Here is a 16829-nt window from a genome sequence, read left to right as displayed (position 1 = left end):
AATTTCCAGCTATCATCTGTTAACATTAGTCTTGGCATTTGGGGTAATTGTTTTGATTTTTGGCGAAACCATTATAACAGCCCCATTTGCTGCTTGCTTTTTATACCAAAAAGATCAACACGCTCTAGTAACCAGCCAAAAAAGCTATGTTTTTACCATAAACATAGCGATATCAACGTGAGCGTATGGTGACTGAAAACTATCGCCTTATCAGCCTTAGTCACCTTACTACTTTCAAGTTACACCATCAGTTAACCGCATGTTCCAATAACCAGGAAGGTGTGATGATCTGACCGCAGTAAATAAACGGCATATTCGGATTCAGCACCTTTAAGGTCAGCATCAGGCGCAGATTGTCATCAATCTTTGGGGTATCGATAAAAAGACGCAATTGCTGGTGAATTAATTCATAGTGACTCATTCCGGCCAACCATGAGAAAAGCTCCCCACGCAGTAATAAGGGCAAGGCTTCATCCCATTGAGCAGTTTCTGCTTGTTGCTGATCCGTCTCTTCCGGCACAGCCACTGCTGTTTGCGGTCACGGGTTAATAATCCGCGCAGCAGAATACGGATATTTTCATCCAAATCATCGGGAATGGTGACACTGTGAGTCATGATCTGAATCAGAAACGCATTAGTGTGAATCTGTTCAAAACAACGCCCAAGAGTGAGTTGTTCGAGCAGAATAATGTCCAGACTCCACCAGTCAGAAGCAGCGGACACTCCTCCAGCTAATATTTCCGGTGCGCTGTAACGGCTGATATCCAGCGGTGAGACGATATCAAGATCGTATTCCGATAAACAAGCAGAACCAAATTCGATGATCACTATATCCAGGGGCGAACGCCGACGGATCATAATATGGGCAGGGCTTATAGATGAAGTTCCTGATTATCACTGCCCCGCAAACGCAAATTCTGTGTCGCATCCTGTTGTACGATTTCAAACGGTTCATCCGGTTTTACGTTAGCGACCCGTTCTCCTTCATTATTCAGACGATAAATACCAAGATTCGAAGTAAAAATAATCAACGATTCTGAGAAATAGACACGATCACCACGACCGGATGTCAGCACACCATCATCAATAATCTGTAAAAACTTGTCCATCAGTTGCGGATGGGCTTTCTCAATCTCATCAAACAACACAACACTGAACGGTTTTTCGCGGATGGCATTAGTCAGTTCGCCTCCTGTGTTATAGCCCACATAGCCGGGAGGCGCACCGATAAGACGTTGATCGGCATGTTCGGCGCTAAATTCCGACATATCAAAGCGGATATAAGCACTTTCATCACCAAACAACAATTGAGTCACAGTTTTTGCCAGCTCTGTTTTACCGACACCAGTAGGGCCTGTAAGAAACAGTATGCCACGCGGACGTCCACCTTTATTGCTGCCAACACCGGTTACCGCCCGTTTAATAATATCCAGCAAATGTGTCACTGCATGATGCTGCCCTTTTACACGCCGTTGTATGATGTCATAGGCCTTGCGGATTCTATTCTTATCAATCTTCTGCCACGGATCTTCTGTAATACCGACTTTATAACGCCTGACCGCATCACTGATACGCGTGACCGGAACGTTCTCAAGACGAGCAAGCTGTACGATAGCAGTTAAATCGAGCAGTAACAGCCCTTCTGTTTCATCAATGAAATCATTCAGTAAAGTGATACGTTCATCATCCATTATCTGTTCAAAATCCGGCAGCGAACGCAATAAGGTTGGTGCCAATGCCCGGCGCATTTGTCCGTCAGGTTTGGCAATCGGAATATGACGGATTCGGGGATTATTAACCAGAAACCAGTCCGGTAAATCGGTCTCTTTTTCGACTATCCAGAAAATGGTATTAAAAAATGGCTGACGTTGTGTCCCTGCTGGACGGGCTTTTACCTGATGAGAAAGAATTAAGGCGCGAGTAAACAGATGATGCTCAATTGCAGAGAGATTTTCACGCTGGGAGACCAGACAGGAAGCAAAATCCACACATAATGCTATCGGATCATGAGGATATTCTACCCATTTGTCCAATATGCTATTTAACAGATCGATTCCACCGGGAATGCGATTGGCACTCATCGACAGCCCCAACCGTTGTAATAATGCCTGCTCTTGTACTTCTGACTGAGACGGATGACTGATTAAGGTAAATCCGGAAAGCAGATTAAACACCACGATATGTGCATAACCCGCATCAAATAACGTATTTTGCAGAGTCTGATTCAATACAAGTGGTGTGATAATCTCCGACGCGATTTCATATGCCTGTAGATCCCTGACGTTACCGGACAGCACGAACTGACTTTTCAGAGGTAAAAAACGTTGTAAATCCCGTAACCAACGTGCTTTCTGGAAAATATTCTCCATGAAGCTCTCTCTTTTCTTTTTATCTTATAAAAATAATGAATCAGTTTATCGCATTCAGCTAAAAACAAAGTAAGAAAAACAGCAGATTCGTGATTCAAACAGGTAAGAATTTAAGAAAGTTATCTTGTCGGACAATCCTTTTCGGGACAAATAGCAAAATGATATCAGGCATCCATTACCTGATATCATTATCCAGATAAGATAAATCAGTTATTTTTATTTATCCGGTATCTTCCCGATAAACAGCATTCACCGTAATTCGTTTTGAGCGTTGGTCAGCAATAACAACAGACCAGATAATGCGACAACCCCACCGACGTAGCTGACAACCGGATATCCGAATCCCAGTGATAACACACTCGCTCCCAGTCCTGCGCCAATGGCATTTCCCAGATTAAACGCGCCCACATTAACAGATGAGGCCAACGCCTGAGCTTCAGAGGCAACCTGCATTACTTTTACCTGTAACGGAGGAACCACTCCGAAACTGGCGATCCCCCATATCACTAATATGATGCCGCCGCTGATACTGTTAGTACCGATAAGAGGAAGCAACATCATGCTGACAGCCAACAATGTGAAAAGACCAAAAAGTGTCATGGAAACAGACCGGTTAGCCCATATTCCACCAAGATAATTACCCAATGTAAATCCCACACCAACCAATACCAGCATAATACTGATTTGTGCTGGTGAAATATGTGCAATAGTCATCATCAGCGGCGCAATGTAGGTATAAAGCGTAAACATTGCACTAGCACCCAGCACTGTACTCAGTAAGGCAATCAGTACCTTGGGACTTGTTAATACCTGTAACTCTTTTTTAAGATGCAAAGGCTGTCCTTGCATATTCCGCGGAAGAGTCAGTAATAGTGCAATCATAGTAATTACGCCTGATGTACTCATCAGCAGAAAAGCTTCACGCCAGCCTATCATCTGTGATAACCAAGTAATTGATGGTACACCCCCAATATTGGCGACAGTCAGCCCCATAAACATGCTAGCAATTGCACTGGCTTCTTTGCCTTTCTCCACCACTCGTGTAGCAACCAGTGCACCAATACCGAAAAATGCACCATGGTTTAAGCTGGTAATAAAGCGCGCAATCATTAAGAAAGTAAAATCTGTGGCTAATCCTGAAAGGATATTTCCCACGGTGAAAAGGCTCATCAGGAAAATCAATGCTGTTTTAGGTGGGCACTTAATCAGTAATAGCGTCATGAATGGTGCACCCAGCATCACGCCCAATGCATAGGTCATTATCAGTGTACCTGCAATAGGAATCGAAACGGACAGGCCGGAGGCAATATCCGGTAGCATACCCATCGGAGAAAATTCCGTTGCACCGATGGCAAAGGCACCAACCGACAATGAAAACAGTATGGCACTTGAACGCATAAAATCCTCTGTCTATTTAACAACCATGCTCTATTTGTTGAATAAGACGAATTCTGTCATGTTGATCTTGTCAGAAATAGCCGATAATCTGCAAAAAATATTTGAGTAAAAGGCAAAAATGAAAATCACACTTGAAGAAATGCAGGTTTTTATTGCAATAGTTGATAGTGGTTCAATAACAGCAGCTGCCGAACAGCTCAATCTTACCATTTCAGCAACTAGCCGGGCGCTTTCACGACTGGAAGAGAAAATGGCCAGCACCCTGCTTTATCGCACAACCCGCAGGATGAAACTAAGTGAAGAAGGTGCGGCTTTTTTGCAAAAAGCGCGGGAAATCGTAAAATTGACACAGGAAGCTGAAGATTTACTGCTTACCCGCCAGACCATACCTTCCGGCACATTACGGATAGATGCCGCAACACCTTTTCTTCTGCATGTGATTAACCCGCTTATCGGACTGTTTCGTGAAACTTACCCTCAAATCTCACTGGAGCTGACTAATTATGAAGGAGTGACCAACTTACTCGAAAAGCGAACAGATATTGCATTTCGCATCGGACCATTAGCAGATTCATCCTTACATGCCACGCTTCTGGGTTATAGCCAGTTACGCATACTGGCAAGCCCTATTTATCTACAACGCTTTGGTGAGCCGAAAACTATAGATGAACTGCAACAGCACTGTTTATTGGGTTTCACATCGCCGGAATCGCTTAATGTATGGCCGCTGTATCAAGGGGAGAAAAAAGGAGTGAAAATAACTCCAACAATATTTACCAGTAGTGGTGAAATTCAATGTAATCTGGTACGGAAAGGCGTTGGCATTGCCTGTCTGTCAGATTTCATGACCTATGAAATGAGGGAAAGTGGAGAGTTTAAGCAGATCCTGGCCGGAGTAACTTATGATCATAAACAACCCATCAATGCTGTTTATTACCGTAACCAGGCACTATCTCCGCGATTACACTGCTTCATCGATTTTATCAAAAATCATAGCCTGCGGATTATTCGCCCATAGCTCCTATCTGAGTTCCCTTTTGTCTGTAATAAGCAAGTGACTTCCATTAGAAACGTGCACGGCATTCTGAAAAGTAGCAGATAACCGTATGTTTATAAAACAGTGAGCAAACGCGCTAACAAAACAGCAAATTGAAGGACAACGGGGATATCACAGATTGCGTGAATATTGTTGCTGTCGGTATGCTGACAATGATAATCCTGTTTCTCGTTTAAAATAACGGGACAAATAAGAGGGATCATCAAAATTCATTTTGATAGCAATTTCATTAACCGAGATTGCAGATAAATTCAGCAAAGCTTTAACCTCTAAAATAACCTGTCGGTGAATCATTGAAATAGATTTTTGTAATTTGTGAAAGGTAAAATGGAGTGATACTAAGCTTATTTGCATAAAACGCTACATCCCGGTGCTGTATACAATGTTTGCTAATCAATTCCCAAAAACGCCAGCATAGTTTTTCTTTACGACTGAATTCTTTATTTACTAAGTAATTTTTATCTGGAATATGCTCTGTAATTGCCAAAAAAAGATTCTGCAAATGGTTACACATCATCACTTTTTGGTAATCCGTATAATGCACCATCATATAGTTAGTTTGAGTTATCCATGTTTTTAGTATTGGTATTTCTGACGGCTCCGGCGAGCATACAGGTGTATCATGTAAAAAGGAAAACAGAGAATTCGGCAAGGCATACGCAATTTCAGAAGCAAAACTTTTATCAATAAAACAATAAAATAATCTGAAATTAGCAGACTTTTTCTGCCAGATAGCAATCGAATCTTCAGCCAATACTAAAATATCGTAAGCTTTTACCGGATACTTTTTGAAATTAATATTGATGGTAGCTCTCCCTTGCAGGCATATCAGCACAACGGTATAAGAAAGCTGCAATGGATACTCAGTTTCATCGCAAATTTCACTCTCACCAACCACCACATTTTTCTGTTCTTTCAGCCGTTTTATAATAATTTCATACATTGGGTAGTTTCCATTTTGTCATGTTAATAATGAGATAAAATCGACCTGACGCTGATTATATTTAACTCACTTCGTGCTTAACTAACTGAAAAAATAGCCTTAAAATAAGAAAAAAGTTTTCAAAAGTACCTAAATTGCTCTGTTTTTGCCATTACATCATCGTGTCCTTCTTCCTAAAATGGCCTCACTTACATGATTTAGGCCGCAGCGAAGGCTTAACAACGCAACTCAACGGTGAATAACATAATGAAAAATCTAATAACAAAAAGATTAATTTTACGCTCTTGGCAAGAAACAGATGCTGAAAGCCTGCATGAATATGCCAAAGATGAACGTGTTGGCCCTATCGCAGGCTGGCCAGTGCACAAAAGTATAGAGGAAAGTGCCCAAATTATCCGCGATATCTTTATGTGCGACGAAATCTACGCCGTTACACTGAAAGAAGATAATCGTGCTATCGGATGTATCGGTCTGTTAATGGTAAAAGATAGTAACTTCCCTATCGGAGATAATGACGCAGAAGTGGCATATTGGATTGGAGTTCCCTTCTGGGGACAAAGACTTATTCCTGAAGCATTGCGTGAACTGATGCGCCACGCTTTTGAGGAGCTGAAACTGGACAATTTATGGTGCGGCTATTTTGCTGACAATCATAAATCAAAAAGTGTGCAGGAAAAATGTGGTTTCCGCCATCATCATACTATTAAAGAGCAGTATATTGAAATTCTGGGTGAAACCCGTACTGAAAATATCAGCCGGATCACACGTGAAGAATGGTATGCATTATGTAACGCCGCATAAATAAAAAAGCTTAATGAGATGTATCAGATACGTTAAGGGCAACATTACTGTTGCCCTTAATAACACTTTATTAATTATTTCCAGTTGATAAGGCAATAATGTTTTTTACCACGGCGTAACAAAGTATAACGCCCAAACAAACGATCATCGTCTGCAAACACGTACATAGGTTCAGATTGTTTTTCACCATTAATGGAAACTGCATTAGAGCTGATCATGGTACGCGCTTGTCCACGGGAAGGAACAAATTCAGCTGTAACCAACGCTTGTTGCAAATCAGCGCCCTTTTCAAGTTCAATCGCCGGCATACCATCTTGCGCCAATTGGGCAAAGTCATCTTCGGTCAGATCAGCAATAGCCCCAGAGAATAAACTCTCAGTGATGCGTTTTGCCGCAGCAAGACCTTCCTCACCATGTACCATACCTGTAACTTGTTCTGCCAATACATATTGGGCGCGTGGGGCTTTGCCGCTGCTCTTATCTTCTTCTTCCAGTACGTTGATATCTTTGATGTCCATGAAAGTGAAGAATTTCAAGAAACGATAAACATCGGCATCTGCTGTGTTAATCCAGAACTGGTAGAATTTGTATGGGCTGGTTTTCTTCGGATCGAGCCAAACAGCGCCGCCTTCTGTCTTACCGAATTTAGTTCCATCTGATTTGGTGATCAGCGGTACTGTCATACCAAACACTTGTTTCTGGTGTAAGCGACGAGTCAAATCGATACCTGAAGTAATGTTACCCCATTGATCTGAACCTCCAATCTGCAACTCAACACCATATTTTTCATTCAAGTTTGCAAAATCATATGACTGCAACAGATTATAAGAAAATTCAGTATACGAAATCCCAACATCATCACGGTTTAGACGCTGTTTTACCGCTTCTTTGTTGATCATTTGGTTAACAGAAAAGTGCTTGCCAATATCACGAAGGAAAGCCAGCACATCCATTTCACCAAACCAATCATAGTTATTGGCTAGTTCCGCGCCATTTTCACCATCAAAACTGAGGAATGGTGAAACTTGCTTACGAATTTTCTCAACCCACTCTTTGACAGTTTCTTGCGTGTTCAATTTGCGCTCAGTTGCCTTAAAGCTTGGATCGCCAATCAAACCTGTCGCACCGCCGACCAACGCAATAGGCTTATGCCCAGCCAGTTGGAATCGTTTTAAACACAGCAAGGGAACCAGATGGCCCAAATGCAAGCTGTCAGCGGTAGGATCGAAGCCACAATAGAGAGAAACCGGACCTTGCGCCAGTCTCTCAGCTAACGCCTCTTCATCCGTTACCTGGGCAACAAGGCCCCGCTCTTGCAATTGTTTAATCAGGTTATTGCTAGACATCAATGACTCCATCGGTTTGTATACTTTACCTATATACCTATACCCGTCGCTTTTCAAATCGCTGCTTTGTCGGCCGCATCTCGAAATCCATTGGATATATATAAGTATCTCGTTATAAATCACGTGCTATAGAATAAAACGGCAGTAATATAAGTGCCAGTATAAAAATGGTAATTATCCCTTTCATCTTTAAAACTACTCCTTTATTGGCTGTAATTTGAAAGCTGTCAGATACCATTGGATATAAAATAGTGTTAAGGTGCTAGACGATCAACATGCCAATCATCACCTTGACGCTGATACAAAAAACGGTCATGAAGGCGATAAGCACCTCCCTGCCAGAATTCTACTGAATCAAATTCAACTCGAAATCCGCCCCAGAAGCTGGGTAAAGGAACCTCACCGTTCTGGAATTTTTGTTTTAATTCCAAAAACTTTCCTTCCAAAATTCCTCTGGCAGAGATCCGAGAAGATTGCTGGGAAGCCCAAGCTGCAATCTGGCTATCTTTTGGGCGACTATGGAAGTATTTAACAACTTCTATGGGAGACAGTTTTTCTGCTTTACCAAGAAAACTAACCTGCCGTTCCAATTGATACCATGGAAAATGAAGGCTAATCCGGTTATTTTGTGCCAGATGTTTCGCCTTACGACTGCCAAGGTTGGTGTAGAAAACTAGACTATGAGCATCAAAATGTTTTAATAAAACGATGCGCTGATAGGGTTGACCATGCTCATCCACTGTAGCAATGCACATTGCTGTCGGATCACTGAGCTTAGCTTCACAAGCCTGCTTTAGCCAACGCTCAAAAAGCTCAATAGGTTCTTTAGTAAGATCTTTTCGCCTTAATCCGCCACGTATATATTCGCGACGCAGTTCTGCGATAGCCGTTTCATTATGTTCTGACATTTCTAACTCTCGGTTTATTACATGAGTATTAGCATATCATTGTTATCTGCTAGCTAACTGTATTGATTACCTTATTATTTAACTACAGGGTAAATAGCCCCTAGAATTGTCTCTCTATCCGCACCTGTCACTGACGGCAAGTTACCAGACAATCCAGACATAGTTCGGAATGCCAGCCAAGCAAATGCCAGAGCTTCCATATCATCACCACTTAAACCGTACTTATCTGTCGTTGCAACTTCAGTACTCGGTAATAAAGTTGATAATCGGCCCATCACGCGGGGATTGCGTGCTCCACCCCCACAAACCAGAAGACGTTCACATCCGCCACTTAACGTAACTTGCTGAGCAATACTTACAGCCGTTAATTCAGATAGCGTTGCCTGAACATCCACCGGAGCAATATCTGGGAAATCGGCTAACTGTTTTTCCAGCCATGCCATATTAAAATATTCACGCCCTGTACTTTTTGGTGCAGTACGTGCGAAATAAGAGTCTGAAAGCATTTTTTGCAGTAAAGATTCATTGACTGTGCCTTCACTGGCCCATAATGCATCTTTATCATACTGTAACTGCTTATGCCGCCATGTCCAAGCATCCATCAACATGTTGCCCGGCCCTGTATCATATCCTTTAACAGCTGAATTAGGCAGAAGTGCAGAGATATTTGCAATTCCACCAATATTCAGAATAATACGTCTTTCTGTTGGATGCCCCAATACAGCCATATGAAATGCAGGAACCAGCGGTGCGCCTTGACCACCATAGGCCATATCACGCCGTCTGAAATCACCGACAGTTGTAATATTGGTAAGTGCCGCAACGCGGTTATTGTCACCAATCTGCATGGTAAAAGGCTTTTCACCATCCGGCTCGTGCCATACTGTTTGCCCATGGCAACCGATGGCAGTAATATCACTTGCAATTAATCCCGTTTTATTCAACAACCCTTGAACGGCTTCCGCAAAAAGAGTACCTAGCTCATAATCAAATCTCCCTACCATTGATAATGTCGTTTGCTGTCCCTGACAAATAGAAAGCAGTTTTTGCTTAAGTTCCTGTGGGAAAGGATGACTATAACTCTCTTGTTGAGTAACACCTTTATCACTAATCTCCGCCAGAATTACATCAACTCCATCCATGCTGGTGCCAGACATAACACCAATATAACGTCCTGACTTCATAAATATTCCCCTATTTAAAGAATGGATTACATTTAGCGATGTGGATTACATTTAATCTTGGGTAAACTATAAAACACATTTATTTGGACTAGATATGTTTACTGATTAATATCAGGGATAAAATCTGAATTTTGGAGAGTCCTTCACAAAATGTGCTAAACTTTTGGTCAGGAATTATTCCTTTCAGAGTTTGTTGTAAACATTTGTAGGCATTTATTATATATACGGATATAAGTCATTAACGGCTAGCTGATTTATTATTTCTCTGCTAACAATAGTAGTAGCCGAATGCTTGATTATCAGTTTATTATCAAGCGTCCCTATCGGACAATAAAATTAGGAGTAATTATGTTCAAACGTTTCCTGGTTGGTACAGTCGTAGTAACCACATTGTCTGGTTGTGCAAACATGGGAGCACTTTCTAGTGATACTTACTCTATTGGTCAAGCTAAACAGGCGCAGGCTGTGACCTATGGTACTATCTTGTCTGTACGTCCCGTCACGATTAAAGGCAATGACGCTGGTGATCCTAATATGTTAGGACTCATTGGCGGAGCTGTCTTGGGGGGGCTATTAGGTAATACTGTCGGTGGAGGTTCTGGTCAAAAACTTGCTACGGCCGCAGGTGCTATTGCAGGTGGTATGGCTGGTCAAGGCATCGAGGGAGCGGTAAACCAAACGAAAGGTGTTGAGCTAGAAATTCATACAGATAGCGGAAAAAATATCATCGTGGTACAAAAGTTGGATCAAATTGTATTCAACAAAGGTCAACGTGTCAGGATTGCTGACAGTGGAGATTCTTTAACAGTATCGCCGCTCTGAAATACTCAAATAAACAAGACTAAAAAATCGCGGCTGACCAATATCTAGACCGCGATTTTATTATTATATATCCTTCATTTTTCAAATTGCGGCTTCGTCAGCTATACCCATTCACTTTCGTCACATTGCAACTTGAAATCGATTAGATACGGATTAATTTTTATATGACCTGTTTATGTAATTGGTTAATGTTTTTTTCGATTTTTTTTATTACAGAAGCAAGCAGAATTAACTCATCATGAGTAATTCCCTCCAAGATCTCTTTCCTTGTAGAATCAATAACACTATCTACTTCTCTAATAAAGGTTTCCGATTCTCCGGTTAGCTTGATTCTTTTTGCGCGTCTATCATTGGCACATGTATGACGTGTAATCAGTTTCTTTTCTTCTAATTGATCAAGAGTTCTCACCAGAGACGGTTGCTCAATACCAATAGCTTTTGCAAGCTGTATCTGTGATTGCTCTGGTGGCAGCTGACTAATATTGTATAGAGTAACCCAATGTGTCTGAGTTAATTTCAACGGTTTCAAACGATGATCAATTAAAGCGCGCCAAACACGAACTAAACGTGCTAGGTCTGATCCCAATGTCAATTCCAATTACCCCCTCCTTATAATTAGAGACTCATATAACATCAATGAATTATCCAATCAGTTTATTCATATGAATAATGGATACGCACCCTATATCATGCTTACATTAGCAGAGTCAGATATTTTGCTAATTACCTAATTAGTGTCGCGTTGGCTTGTTACTCAAAGTTGACATCTTCGTCGCCCTAAAGAGCGAAGTTCTACGGCGCACCGAATAAAATCGCGCATTAATCCACCAACGATATAAACTGTATAAAATAATCTTCTAACTAAACTATTGTGATTTTAAATATCAACAAAAAAAATACAATCCCCCAAAATATATACATTTCCACTCGGTTAAAGTTCTATAAGAATAACCGCCATCCAAATACTAATCTATATATTTTTACATTAATATCATTTTTCTCTTACAGAAAACACTAATTTAATAAAAAAATGAATAAAAAACCACTGAAGGTAAAAATCGATACTTTATTGTACAATAAATAATTCTTTAATAAGAAATTTTGATAGAAACATACAAAACAGTCAACGAGAGTGATATTTTTTAAAAACTTAAGTCAAATTAAAGAGATGTAATATGAATATTATATCATTTATTATCGGTAATATTTCTTATTCCTGAAGCCATCTTAAACCATTATTCATATAAGAGATATTTTTTGATCTATTTAGAATAAAACTAAAATAAACCAGGTTGTTCCGGAATAATATTCCCATTTTCACCTTTTATTTTTAATATTTTTAGATATCTGTGATGACATAAGCGAAATATCTTTCTTTTTTCACTGTCCGATAATTTCATCCACATAAATCGTTCTTCCCTGCTTCGATAACATCCTCGGCAAAAACCACGGGAATCAGATTCACAAATCCCTCGGCAAGGGTTTTGAATAGCAAAAAGTTCTAATTGTTCAGCCATTTGATCCTCCTGTACCCAGATTCATCAACCTGCTTTTCATGAGGAAACTATCATTTATATCCTTCATCCAGGATAGTTCAAAGCTAAAACAGTAACATACTTAAATCAAGTAAATGGAAGGACAAATTGAATTATTTTACCTATACAAGTTATAGTTTATCCAGACATGTGCGGTCAGTGGGCAAAGTTACACAATAAGGCTATGTTTCATAATAACATTATAAATATCAAGAGGTAATCATGCGTTTACTCCATACTATGATCCGTGTTGGCAACATGCAACGCTCGATTAATTTCTACACTCAGGTAATGGGCATGCGTTTACTTCGCACCAGCGAAAATCCAGAGTATAAGTATTCCCTCGCTTTTGTTGGCTATAGCGATGAAAGTCAAGGCGCAGTCATTGAGCTGACATACAATTGGGGTGTCGAAGACTATGAAATGGGAACCGCGTTTGGGCATATAGCCTTGGGTGTTGATGACGTCGCAGCAACTTGTGAACGCATCAAACTTTCAGGTGGAAATGTAACCCGCGAAGCCGGGCCAGTCAAAGGCGGAACAACTGTCATTGCGTTTGTTGAAGATCCTGATGGCTATAAGATCGAACTCATCGAAAACAAAAGCGCCAGTAATGCACTAGGAAACTAATTACTTAGTATACCTATAGATTTCAAGATAATGCTTGGAAAATGAAAATAAAAGAGAGATTAAAAGGGCATATTTTATTGCCCTTTCTTATCTTCGTCGGGTAAGCACATTATTTCTGCAAGACATCCCAAATTTTGTCATAATATCCGCTATTCCAGAGTTAAAAACAAAATCCTGAAGTTAAGAATTGAAAATCAGATGTCTAATAAAAATGATCAAAACATGCTAAGTGGACGCTTTCGTGGCTACTATCCCGTCGTCATTGATGTCGAAACTGCTGGTTTTAATGCACGAACAGACGCTTTACTTGAAATCGCTGCAATCACGCTAAAAATGGATGAAGATGGTTGGCTAATGCCTGCTGATACTCTGCATTTCCATGTTGACCCTTTTGAAGGGGCTAATCTTGATCCGGCAGCTCTGGCATTCACTGGTATTGATCCCACAAATCCTTTGCGAGGCGCGGTCAGTGAATACACAGCATTACATGCTATTTTCAAAATGCTCCGCAAAGGTATGAAAGATACTAACTGCAATCGTGCAATTATGGTCGCCCATAATGCCAATTTTGATCATGATTTTGTTATGGCAGCAGCAGAACGCTCTGGTTTAAAACGCAATCCTTTCCATCCATTTGCGACTTTTGATACCGCCGCACTTAGTGGACTGGTTCTTGGGCAGACAATCCTTGCCAAAGCTTGCATCACTGCGGAAATACCGTTTGATAGTAATCAAGCCCACAGCGCACTTTATGATACCGACCGGACTGCCCTACTTTTCTGTGAACTGGTTAATCGCTGGAAACGGCTCGGTGGCTGGCCATTAGCTTCCACTGACTCTACTGACGAAGCTCCCTAGAATATAAGCCCCATAGCTTATATAGCTATGGGGCTTAACATTCGCTCATCGTTCTGATGAATGATGATGCTTATTCCTGCTCACGGTATTTATCAGCAGTTTCTTTAATCAGCGTTTGTAATTCACCACGCTGATACATCTCAACAAGAATGTCACAGCCGCCTACCAGCTCACCATCAATCCAAAGCTGAGGAAAAGTCGGCCAATGAGCATATTTAGGTAACTCGGCGCGAATATCCGGATTTTGCAGAATATCCACGTAAGCAAAACGCTCACCACAAGCAGATATAGCCTGAACTGCCTGAGCAGAGAAACCACAGCTTGGTAATTTAGGAGAACCTTTCATATACAACAAAATTGGGTTTTCGCTAATTTGGCGTTTGATTTTTTCAATAATTTCCTGAGTCGTTGTATCAGAAACTGTGTTAGTGTTCATATTAGTAGTCATCATTATTGCTTCCTTAAAACTGCAAGCGCTATTCTCAGTATCAGAAAAGATTGATTCAGAATACCACTTTCTGCTCTGATTTTTCTACCGCGAACTTTTTACGTTAAATTCTTGCCATGATATGAAACAAGTGAGCGTTCGATATTTTCCCCTCACTGGGTGTATTCAGCCCCTATAACAGCTCAATTATACACCAGATCGCTGCTAAGCAGCATCTTTTACTCTGTTCTTTAGCAGAAAAATTGTTAAGATAATTACCAAAATAGCAACATGATAATAAGCTTAAATTTGCTCTGGCCATGATTAGTGTCTTTTAAGTCATGGTTTGTTGAGCCAAAAACCCGATATTAAAAAGGAGCATGCAATGTCTTTTGAATTACCAGCATTACCTTATGCCAAAAATGCCCTGGAACCGCACATTTCCGCAGAAACCCTAGAATACCATTATGGTAAACACCACAACGCTTACGTTGTAAACCTGAATAACTTGGTTAAAGATACCGAATTTTCTGGGAAATCTCTGGAAGAAATCATCAAAACATCTGAAGGTGGTATCTTCAATAATGCAGCGCAAGTCTGGAACCATACTTTCTACTGGCATAGCCTGTCACCAAATGGTGGTGGCGAACCAACTGGAAAAATAGCAGATACCATTAATCATGCCTTCGGTTCTTTTGCTGAATTTAAACAGCAGTTTACTGATGCTGCCCTGAAAAACTTTGGTTCAGGTTGGACATGGTTAGTTAAGAAAACTGACGGAAGCCTGGCTATCGTTAACACTTCTAATGCAGCCACTCCACTGACCGGCGAAGATAAACCAGTTCTGACTGTTGATGTTTGGGAACACGCGTATTACACCGATTACCGTAATGCACGCCCTCAATATTTGGAACATTTCTGGTCTTTGGTCAACTGGAAATTTGTTGAGGAAAACTTGGCTTAATAAGCTCAATTTTCATACCAAATTATAATAACAAGGGCGGGCTTTCTTCCATTCACTGAATAATGAATACCGGAAAACCGGCCCTTCAAGCAAGAGGTGTTACACGTCAATTCTTTTTCTTGATCCTGATTAGATAATACAAAGGCTTCCCCAAAAAACAATCATGATTAATGCACTGCCGGCAACCATTAATCCCAACTTCAGATCTGTACCCATAGAACTTCCTCAATGTACAAAGTAAAACTACCCAACACCATAAATTTTGTATAATCAGTTACCGTATTATCTGAAAAAACATACAACAATCTTGAATCTATACTCTTTATAGCATTGATTATTACTTTCACTTTTGAGTTAGATCAGACAAAATTCAAGGTTCATCGCTAAATTATTGCCAGCCATCACTCTATATATAAATATGTTGGCAAACGCTTAACAAATATCCATATCCAATAGATTTCAAGTTGAAGCATATCGGTAAATAGATGCTATCAACCAAAGCAGCAGCTTGAAAGATAAGGTATATAAATTTAGACCATAAGGTCAGGAGTCCTTTTTATCATGGCAACGATTAAAGATGTGGCCAAACGCGCTGGTGTTTCGACCACTACCGTATCCCATGTTATCAATAAAACCCGTTTCGTCGCCGAAGATACAAAGGCTACCGTTTGGGCTGCTATTAAAGAACTAAATTATTCCCCCAGCGCCGTTGCCCGTAGCTTGAAAGTTAACCACACAAAATCTATCGGATTGTTGGCAACGTCGAGTGAAGCTCCATATTTTGCTGAAATCATAGAATCTGTTGAAAATAGTTGCTATAGAAAAGGCTATACCCTGATTTTATGCAACTCTCATAACAATATTGATAAGCAGAAAGCTTACCTCGCCATGTTGGCACAAAAACGTGTAGATGGCCTGCTGGTAATGTGCTCCGAATACCCTGAGCAGCTTTTGGGCATGCTAGAAGATTACCGTAATATTCCCATGGTCGTCATGGATTGGGGCGAATCTCGGGGAGATTTTACCGATGCAATCATTGATAACGCTTTTCATGGTGGTTACTTGGCAGGCCGTTATTTGATTGAACGTGGTCACAGGGATATTGCGTCTATTCCCGGCTCTCTGGCAAGAAATACTGGCGGCGGACGTCACCAAGGATTTCTCAAGGCACTCAAAGAAGCCAATGTCGCTATTCGGGATGAGTGGATTGTGCAAGGCGACTTTGAGCCTGAATCCGGCTATCAGGCCATGTGTAAGATTCTGAATCAAAAACATCGCCCAACGGCTGTTTTTTGCGGTGGGGATGTTATGGCAATGGGGGCAATCTGTGCCGCTGATGAGCTGGGGCTACGCGTTCCACAAGATATTTCTATCATCGGTTATGACAATATCCGTAATGCCCGTTATTTTACTCCCGCATTGACCACGATTCACCAACCTAAAGAACGTCTGGGACAAATGGCCTTTTCAACGTTATTGGATAGGATAGTCAACAAGCGTGAAGAGGCACAAACGATTGAAGTCCATCCACGCCTCGTTGAAAGACGTTCTGTCGCGGATGGACCTTTCATCGACTATCGTCGTTGA

General features: G+C 40.9%; 20 protein-coding genes. 8 read left to right on the top strand and 12 right to left on the bottom strand.

What is annotated here, in order from left to right; all coding sequences use genetic code 11:
• Window positions 1-181: hypothetical protein (locus AACQ81_RS06160; RefSeq protein WP_237386625.1), on the top strand; the 181-nt coding region annotated here is incomplete at its 5' end.
• Window positions 182-247: 66 nt separating this feature from the next.
• Here the strand turns inward: AACQ81_RS06160 and AACQ81_RS06155 are convergent.
• The 4 genes from AACQ81_RS06155 to AACQ81_RS06140 all read right to left on the bottom strand — a co-directional run bounded on the left by AACQ81_RS06155 (window position 248) and on the right by AACQ81_RS06140 (window position 3767).
• Window positions 248-421 carry a hypothetical protein gene (locus AACQ81_RS06155; RefSeq protein WP_237386624.1) on the bottom strand — a complete coding sequence of 58 codons (174 nt, stop codon included), beginning with the start codon at window positions 419-421 and terminating at the stop codon, window positions 248-250.
• Window positions 418-828, bottom strand: a complete 411-nt coding sequence (locus AACQ81_RS06150) for a protein kinase domain-containing protein (RefSeq protein WP_237386623.1) — start codon at window positions 826-828, stop codon at window positions 418-420. Before AACQ81_RS06150 ends, AACQ81_RS06155 begins: the two co-directional genes overlap by 4 nt.
• A gap of 44 nt (window positions 829-872) precedes the next feature.
• Window positions 873-2369, bottom strand: a complete 1497-nt coding sequence (locus tag AACQ81_RS06145) for an AAA family ATPase (RefSeq protein ID WP_237386622.1) — start codon at window positions 2367-2369, stop codon at window positions 873-875.
• A 249-nt stretch (window positions 2370-2618) separates the two neighbouring features.
• A complete protein-coding gene (locus tag AACQ81_RS06140) occupies window positions 2619-3767 on the bottom strand; it encodes an MFS transporter (protein WP_237386621.1) in 1149 nt (382 codons plus the stop codon).
• 118 nt (window positions 3768-3885) lie between these two features.
• Here AACQ81_RS06140 and AACQ81_RS06135 point away from each other — a divergent pair, with 118 nt between their 5' ends.
• Window positions 3886-4785: a LysR substrate-binding domain-containing protein gene (locus tag AACQ81_RS06135; protein ID WP_237386620.1), complete on the top strand. Its 900-nt coding sequence runs from the start codon at window positions 3886-3888 to the stop codon at window positions 4783-4785.
• Window positions 4786-4935: 150 nt separating this feature from the next.
• Here AACQ81_RS06135 and AACQ81_RS06130 read toward each other — a convergent pair whose 3' ends face one another.
• Together AACQ81_RS06130 and AACQ81_RS06125 are read right to left on the bottom strand one after the other, a co-directional pair.
• Window positions 4936-5118: a helix-turn-helix domain-containing protein gene (locus tag AACQ81_RS06130; RefSeq protein WP_237386619.1), complete on the bottom strand. Its 183-nt coding sequence runs from the start codon at window positions 5116-5118 to the stop codon at window positions 4936-4938.
• The gene (locus AACQ81_RS06125; protein WP_237386618.1) at window positions 5087-5767 is read right to left on the bottom strand and encodes an AraC family transcriptional regulator; all 681 of its coding nucleotides are present in this window, start codon (window positions 5765-5767) and stop codon (window positions 5087-5089) included. Before AACQ81_RS06125 ends, AACQ81_RS06130 begins: the two co-directional genes overlap by 32 nt.
• Before the next feature lie 246 nt (window positions 5768-6013).
• Here AACQ81_RS06125 and AACQ81_RS06120 point away from each other — a divergent pair, with 246 nt between their 5' ends.
• A complete protein-coding gene (locus AACQ81_RS06120; RefSeq protein ID WP_237386617.1) occupies window positions 6014-6568 on the top strand; it encodes a GNAT family N-acetyltransferase in 555 nt (184 codons plus the stop codon).
• A 74-nt stretch (window positions 6569-6642) separates the two neighbouring features.
• Here the strand turns inward: AACQ81_RS06120 and tyrS are convergent, their stop codons facing one another.
• The 3 genes from tyrS to anmK all read right to left on the bottom strand — a co-directional run bounded on the left by tyrS (window position 6643) and on the right by anmK (window position 10006).
• Window positions 6643-7914, bottom strand: coding sequence for a tyrosine--tRNA ligase (tyrS, locus tag AACQ81_RS06115; RefSeq protein ID WP_237386616.1), 1272 nt, complete (start codon window positions 7912-7914; stop codon window positions 6643-6645).
• Between the two features lie 254 nt (window positions 7915-8168).
• Window positions 8169-8822, bottom strand: coding sequence for a pyridoxamine 5'-phosphate oxidase (gene pdxH / locus AACQ81_RS06110; protein WP_237386615.1), 654 nt, complete (start codon window positions 8820-8822; stop codon window positions 8169-8171).
• Between the two features lie 74 nt (window positions 8823-8896).
• Complete coding sequence (gene anmK / locus AACQ81_RS06105) at window positions 8897-10006, bottom strand: anhydro-N-acetylmuramic acid kinase (protein ID WP_237386614.1); 1110 nt, start codon at window positions 10004-10006, stop codon at window positions 8897-8899.
• 348 nt (window positions 10007-10354) lie between these two features.
• Between anmK and AACQ81_RS06100 the strand changes: the two genes are divergently transcribed.
• Window positions 10355-10828: an outer membrane lipoprotein gene (locus AACQ81_RS06100; RefSeq protein WP_237386613.1), complete on the top strand. Its 474-nt coding sequence runs from the start codon at window positions 10355-10357 to the stop codon at window positions 10826-10828.
• Window positions 10829-10988: 160 nt separating this feature from the next.
• Here the strand turns inward: AACQ81_RS06100 and slyA are convergent, their stop codons facing one another.
• Window positions 10989-11426 carry a transcriptional regulator SlyA gene (gene slyA, locus AACQ81_RS06095; RefSeq protein WP_237386612.1) on the bottom strand — a complete coding sequence of 146 codons (438 nt, stop codon included), beginning with the start codon at window positions 11424-11426 and terminating at the stop codon, window positions 10989-10991.
• 679 nt (window positions 11427-12105) lie between these two features.
• Entirely contained in the window at window positions 12106-12345 is a 240-nt protein-coding gene (locus AACQ81_RS06090) for a DUF1289 domain-containing protein (protein WP_237386611.1), read from the bottom strand.
• A gap of 240 nt (window positions 12346-12585) precedes the next feature.
• On the opposite strand from AACQ81_RS06090, the gene gloA reads away from it, so the two are divergent.
• Window positions 12586-12993, top strand: a complete 408-nt coding sequence (gene gloA / locus AACQ81_RS06085) for a lactoylglutathione lyase (RefSeq protein ID WP_237386610.1) — start codon at window positions 12586-12588, stop codon at window positions 12991-12993.
• Between the two features lie 198 nt (window positions 12994-13191).
• Window positions 13192-13851 (top strand): ribonuclease T, encoded by a 660-nt coding sequence (gene rnt / locus AACQ81_RS06080; RefSeq protein ID WP_237386609.1) that lies wholly within the window; start codon window positions 13192-13194, stop codon window positions 13849-13851.
• 70 nt (window positions 13852-13921) lie between these two features.
• On the opposite strand, the gene AACQ81_RS06075 is transcribed toward rnt, so the two are convergent.
• Window positions 13922-14302: a Grx4 family monothiol glutaredoxin gene (locus AACQ81_RS06075; protein WP_237386608.1), complete on the bottom strand. Its 381-nt coding sequence runs from the start codon at window positions 14300-14302 to the stop codon at window positions 13922-13924.
• A 361-nt stretch (window positions 14303-14663) separates the two neighbouring features.
• Between AACQ81_RS06075 and sodB the strand changes: the two genes are divergently transcribed.
• Together sodB and purR are read left to right on the top strand one after the other, a co-directional pair.
• Window positions 14664-15242 (top strand): superoxide dismutase [Fe], encoded by a 579-nt coding sequence (gene sodB, locus AACQ81_RS06070; protein WP_237386607.1) that lies wholly within the window; start codon window positions 14664-14666, stop codon window positions 15240-15242.
• A gap of 561 nt (window positions 15243-15803) precedes the next feature.
• A complete protein-coding gene (purR, locus tag AACQ81_RS06065) occupies window positions 15804-16829 on the top strand; it encodes an HTH-type transcriptional repressor PurR (protein ID WP_092548046.1) in 1026 nt (341 codons plus the stop codon).

Source organism: Xenorhabdus sp. Sc-CR9, from assembly GCF_963897815.1.
In the GTDB taxonomy this organism is placed as follows: Bacteria; Pseudomonadota; Gammaproteobacteria; order Enterobacterales; family Enterobacteriaceae; genus Xenorhabdus.
This window is presented reverse-complemented; position numbering and strand designations above follow the sequence as displayed.

Bases quoted from the DNA above. Each gene is read 5' to 3' on its own strand.
- sodB (WP_237386607.1), top strand. From the start codon at position 14,664: ATGTCTTTTGAATTACCAGCATTACCTTATGCCAAAAATGCCCTGGAA.
- AACQ81_RS06100 (WP_237386613.1), top strand. From the start codon at position 10,355: ATGTTCAAACGTTTCCTGGTTGGTACAGTCGTAGTAACCACATTGTCT.
- AACQ81_RS06140 (WP_237386621.1), bottom strand. From the start codon at position 3,767: ATGCGTTCAAGTGCCATACTGTTTTCATTGTCGGTTGGTGCCTTTGCC.
- AACQ81_RS06130 (WP_237386619.1), bottom strand. From the start codon at position 5,118: ATGATTCACCGACAGGTTATTTTAGAGGTTAAAGCTTTGCTGAATTTA.
- AACQ81_RS06135 (WP_237386620.1), top strand. From the start codon at position 3,886: ATGAAAATCACACTTGAAGAAATGCAGGTTTTTATTGCAATAGTTGAT.
- gloA (WP_237386610.1), top strand. From the start codon at position 12,586: ATGCGTTTACTCCATACTATGATCCGTGTTGGCAACATGCAACGCTCG.
- purR (WP_092548046.1), top strand. From the start codon at position 15,804: ATGGCAACGATTAAAGATGTGGCCAAACGCGCTGGTGTTTCGACCACT.
- AACQ81_RS06145 (WP_237386622.1), bottom strand. From the start codon at position 2,369: ATGGAGAATATTTTCCAGAAAGCACGTTGGTTACGGGATTTACAACGT.
- anmK (WP_237386614.1), bottom strand. From the start codon at position 10,006: ATGAAGTCAGGACGTTATATTGGTGTTATGTCTGGCACCAGCATGGAT.
- AACQ81_RS06075 (WP_237386608.1), bottom strand. From the start codon at position 14,302: ATGATGACTACTAATATGAACACTAACACAGTTTCTGATACAACGACT.
- AACQ81_RS06155 (WP_237386624.1), bottom strand. From the start codon at position 421: ATGAGTCACTATGAATTAATTCACCAGCAATTGCGTCTTTTTATCGAT.
- pdxH (WP_237386615.1), bottom strand. From the start codon at position 8,822: ATGTCAGAACATAATGAAACGGCTATCGCAGAACTGCGTCGCGAATAT.
- tyrS (WP_237386616.1), bottom strand. From the start codon at position 7,914: ATGTCTAGCAATAACCTGATTAAACAATTGCAAGAGCGGGGCCTTGTT.
- AACQ81_RS06125 (WP_237386618.1), bottom strand. From the start codon at position 5,767: ATGTATGAAATTATTATAAAACGGCTGAAAGAACAGAAAAATGTGGTG.
- AACQ81_RS06090 (WP_237386611.1), bottom strand. From the start codon at position 12,345: ATGGCTGAACAATTAGAACTTTTTGCTATTCAAAACCCTTGCCGAGGG.
- AACQ81_RS06120 (WP_237386617.1), top strand. From the start codon at position 6,014: ATGAAAAATCTAATAACAAAAAGATTAATTTTACGCTCTTGGCAAGAA.
- rnt (WP_237386609.1), top strand. From the start codon at position 13,192: ATGTCTAATAAAAATGATCAAAACATGCTAAGTGGACGCTTTCGTGGC.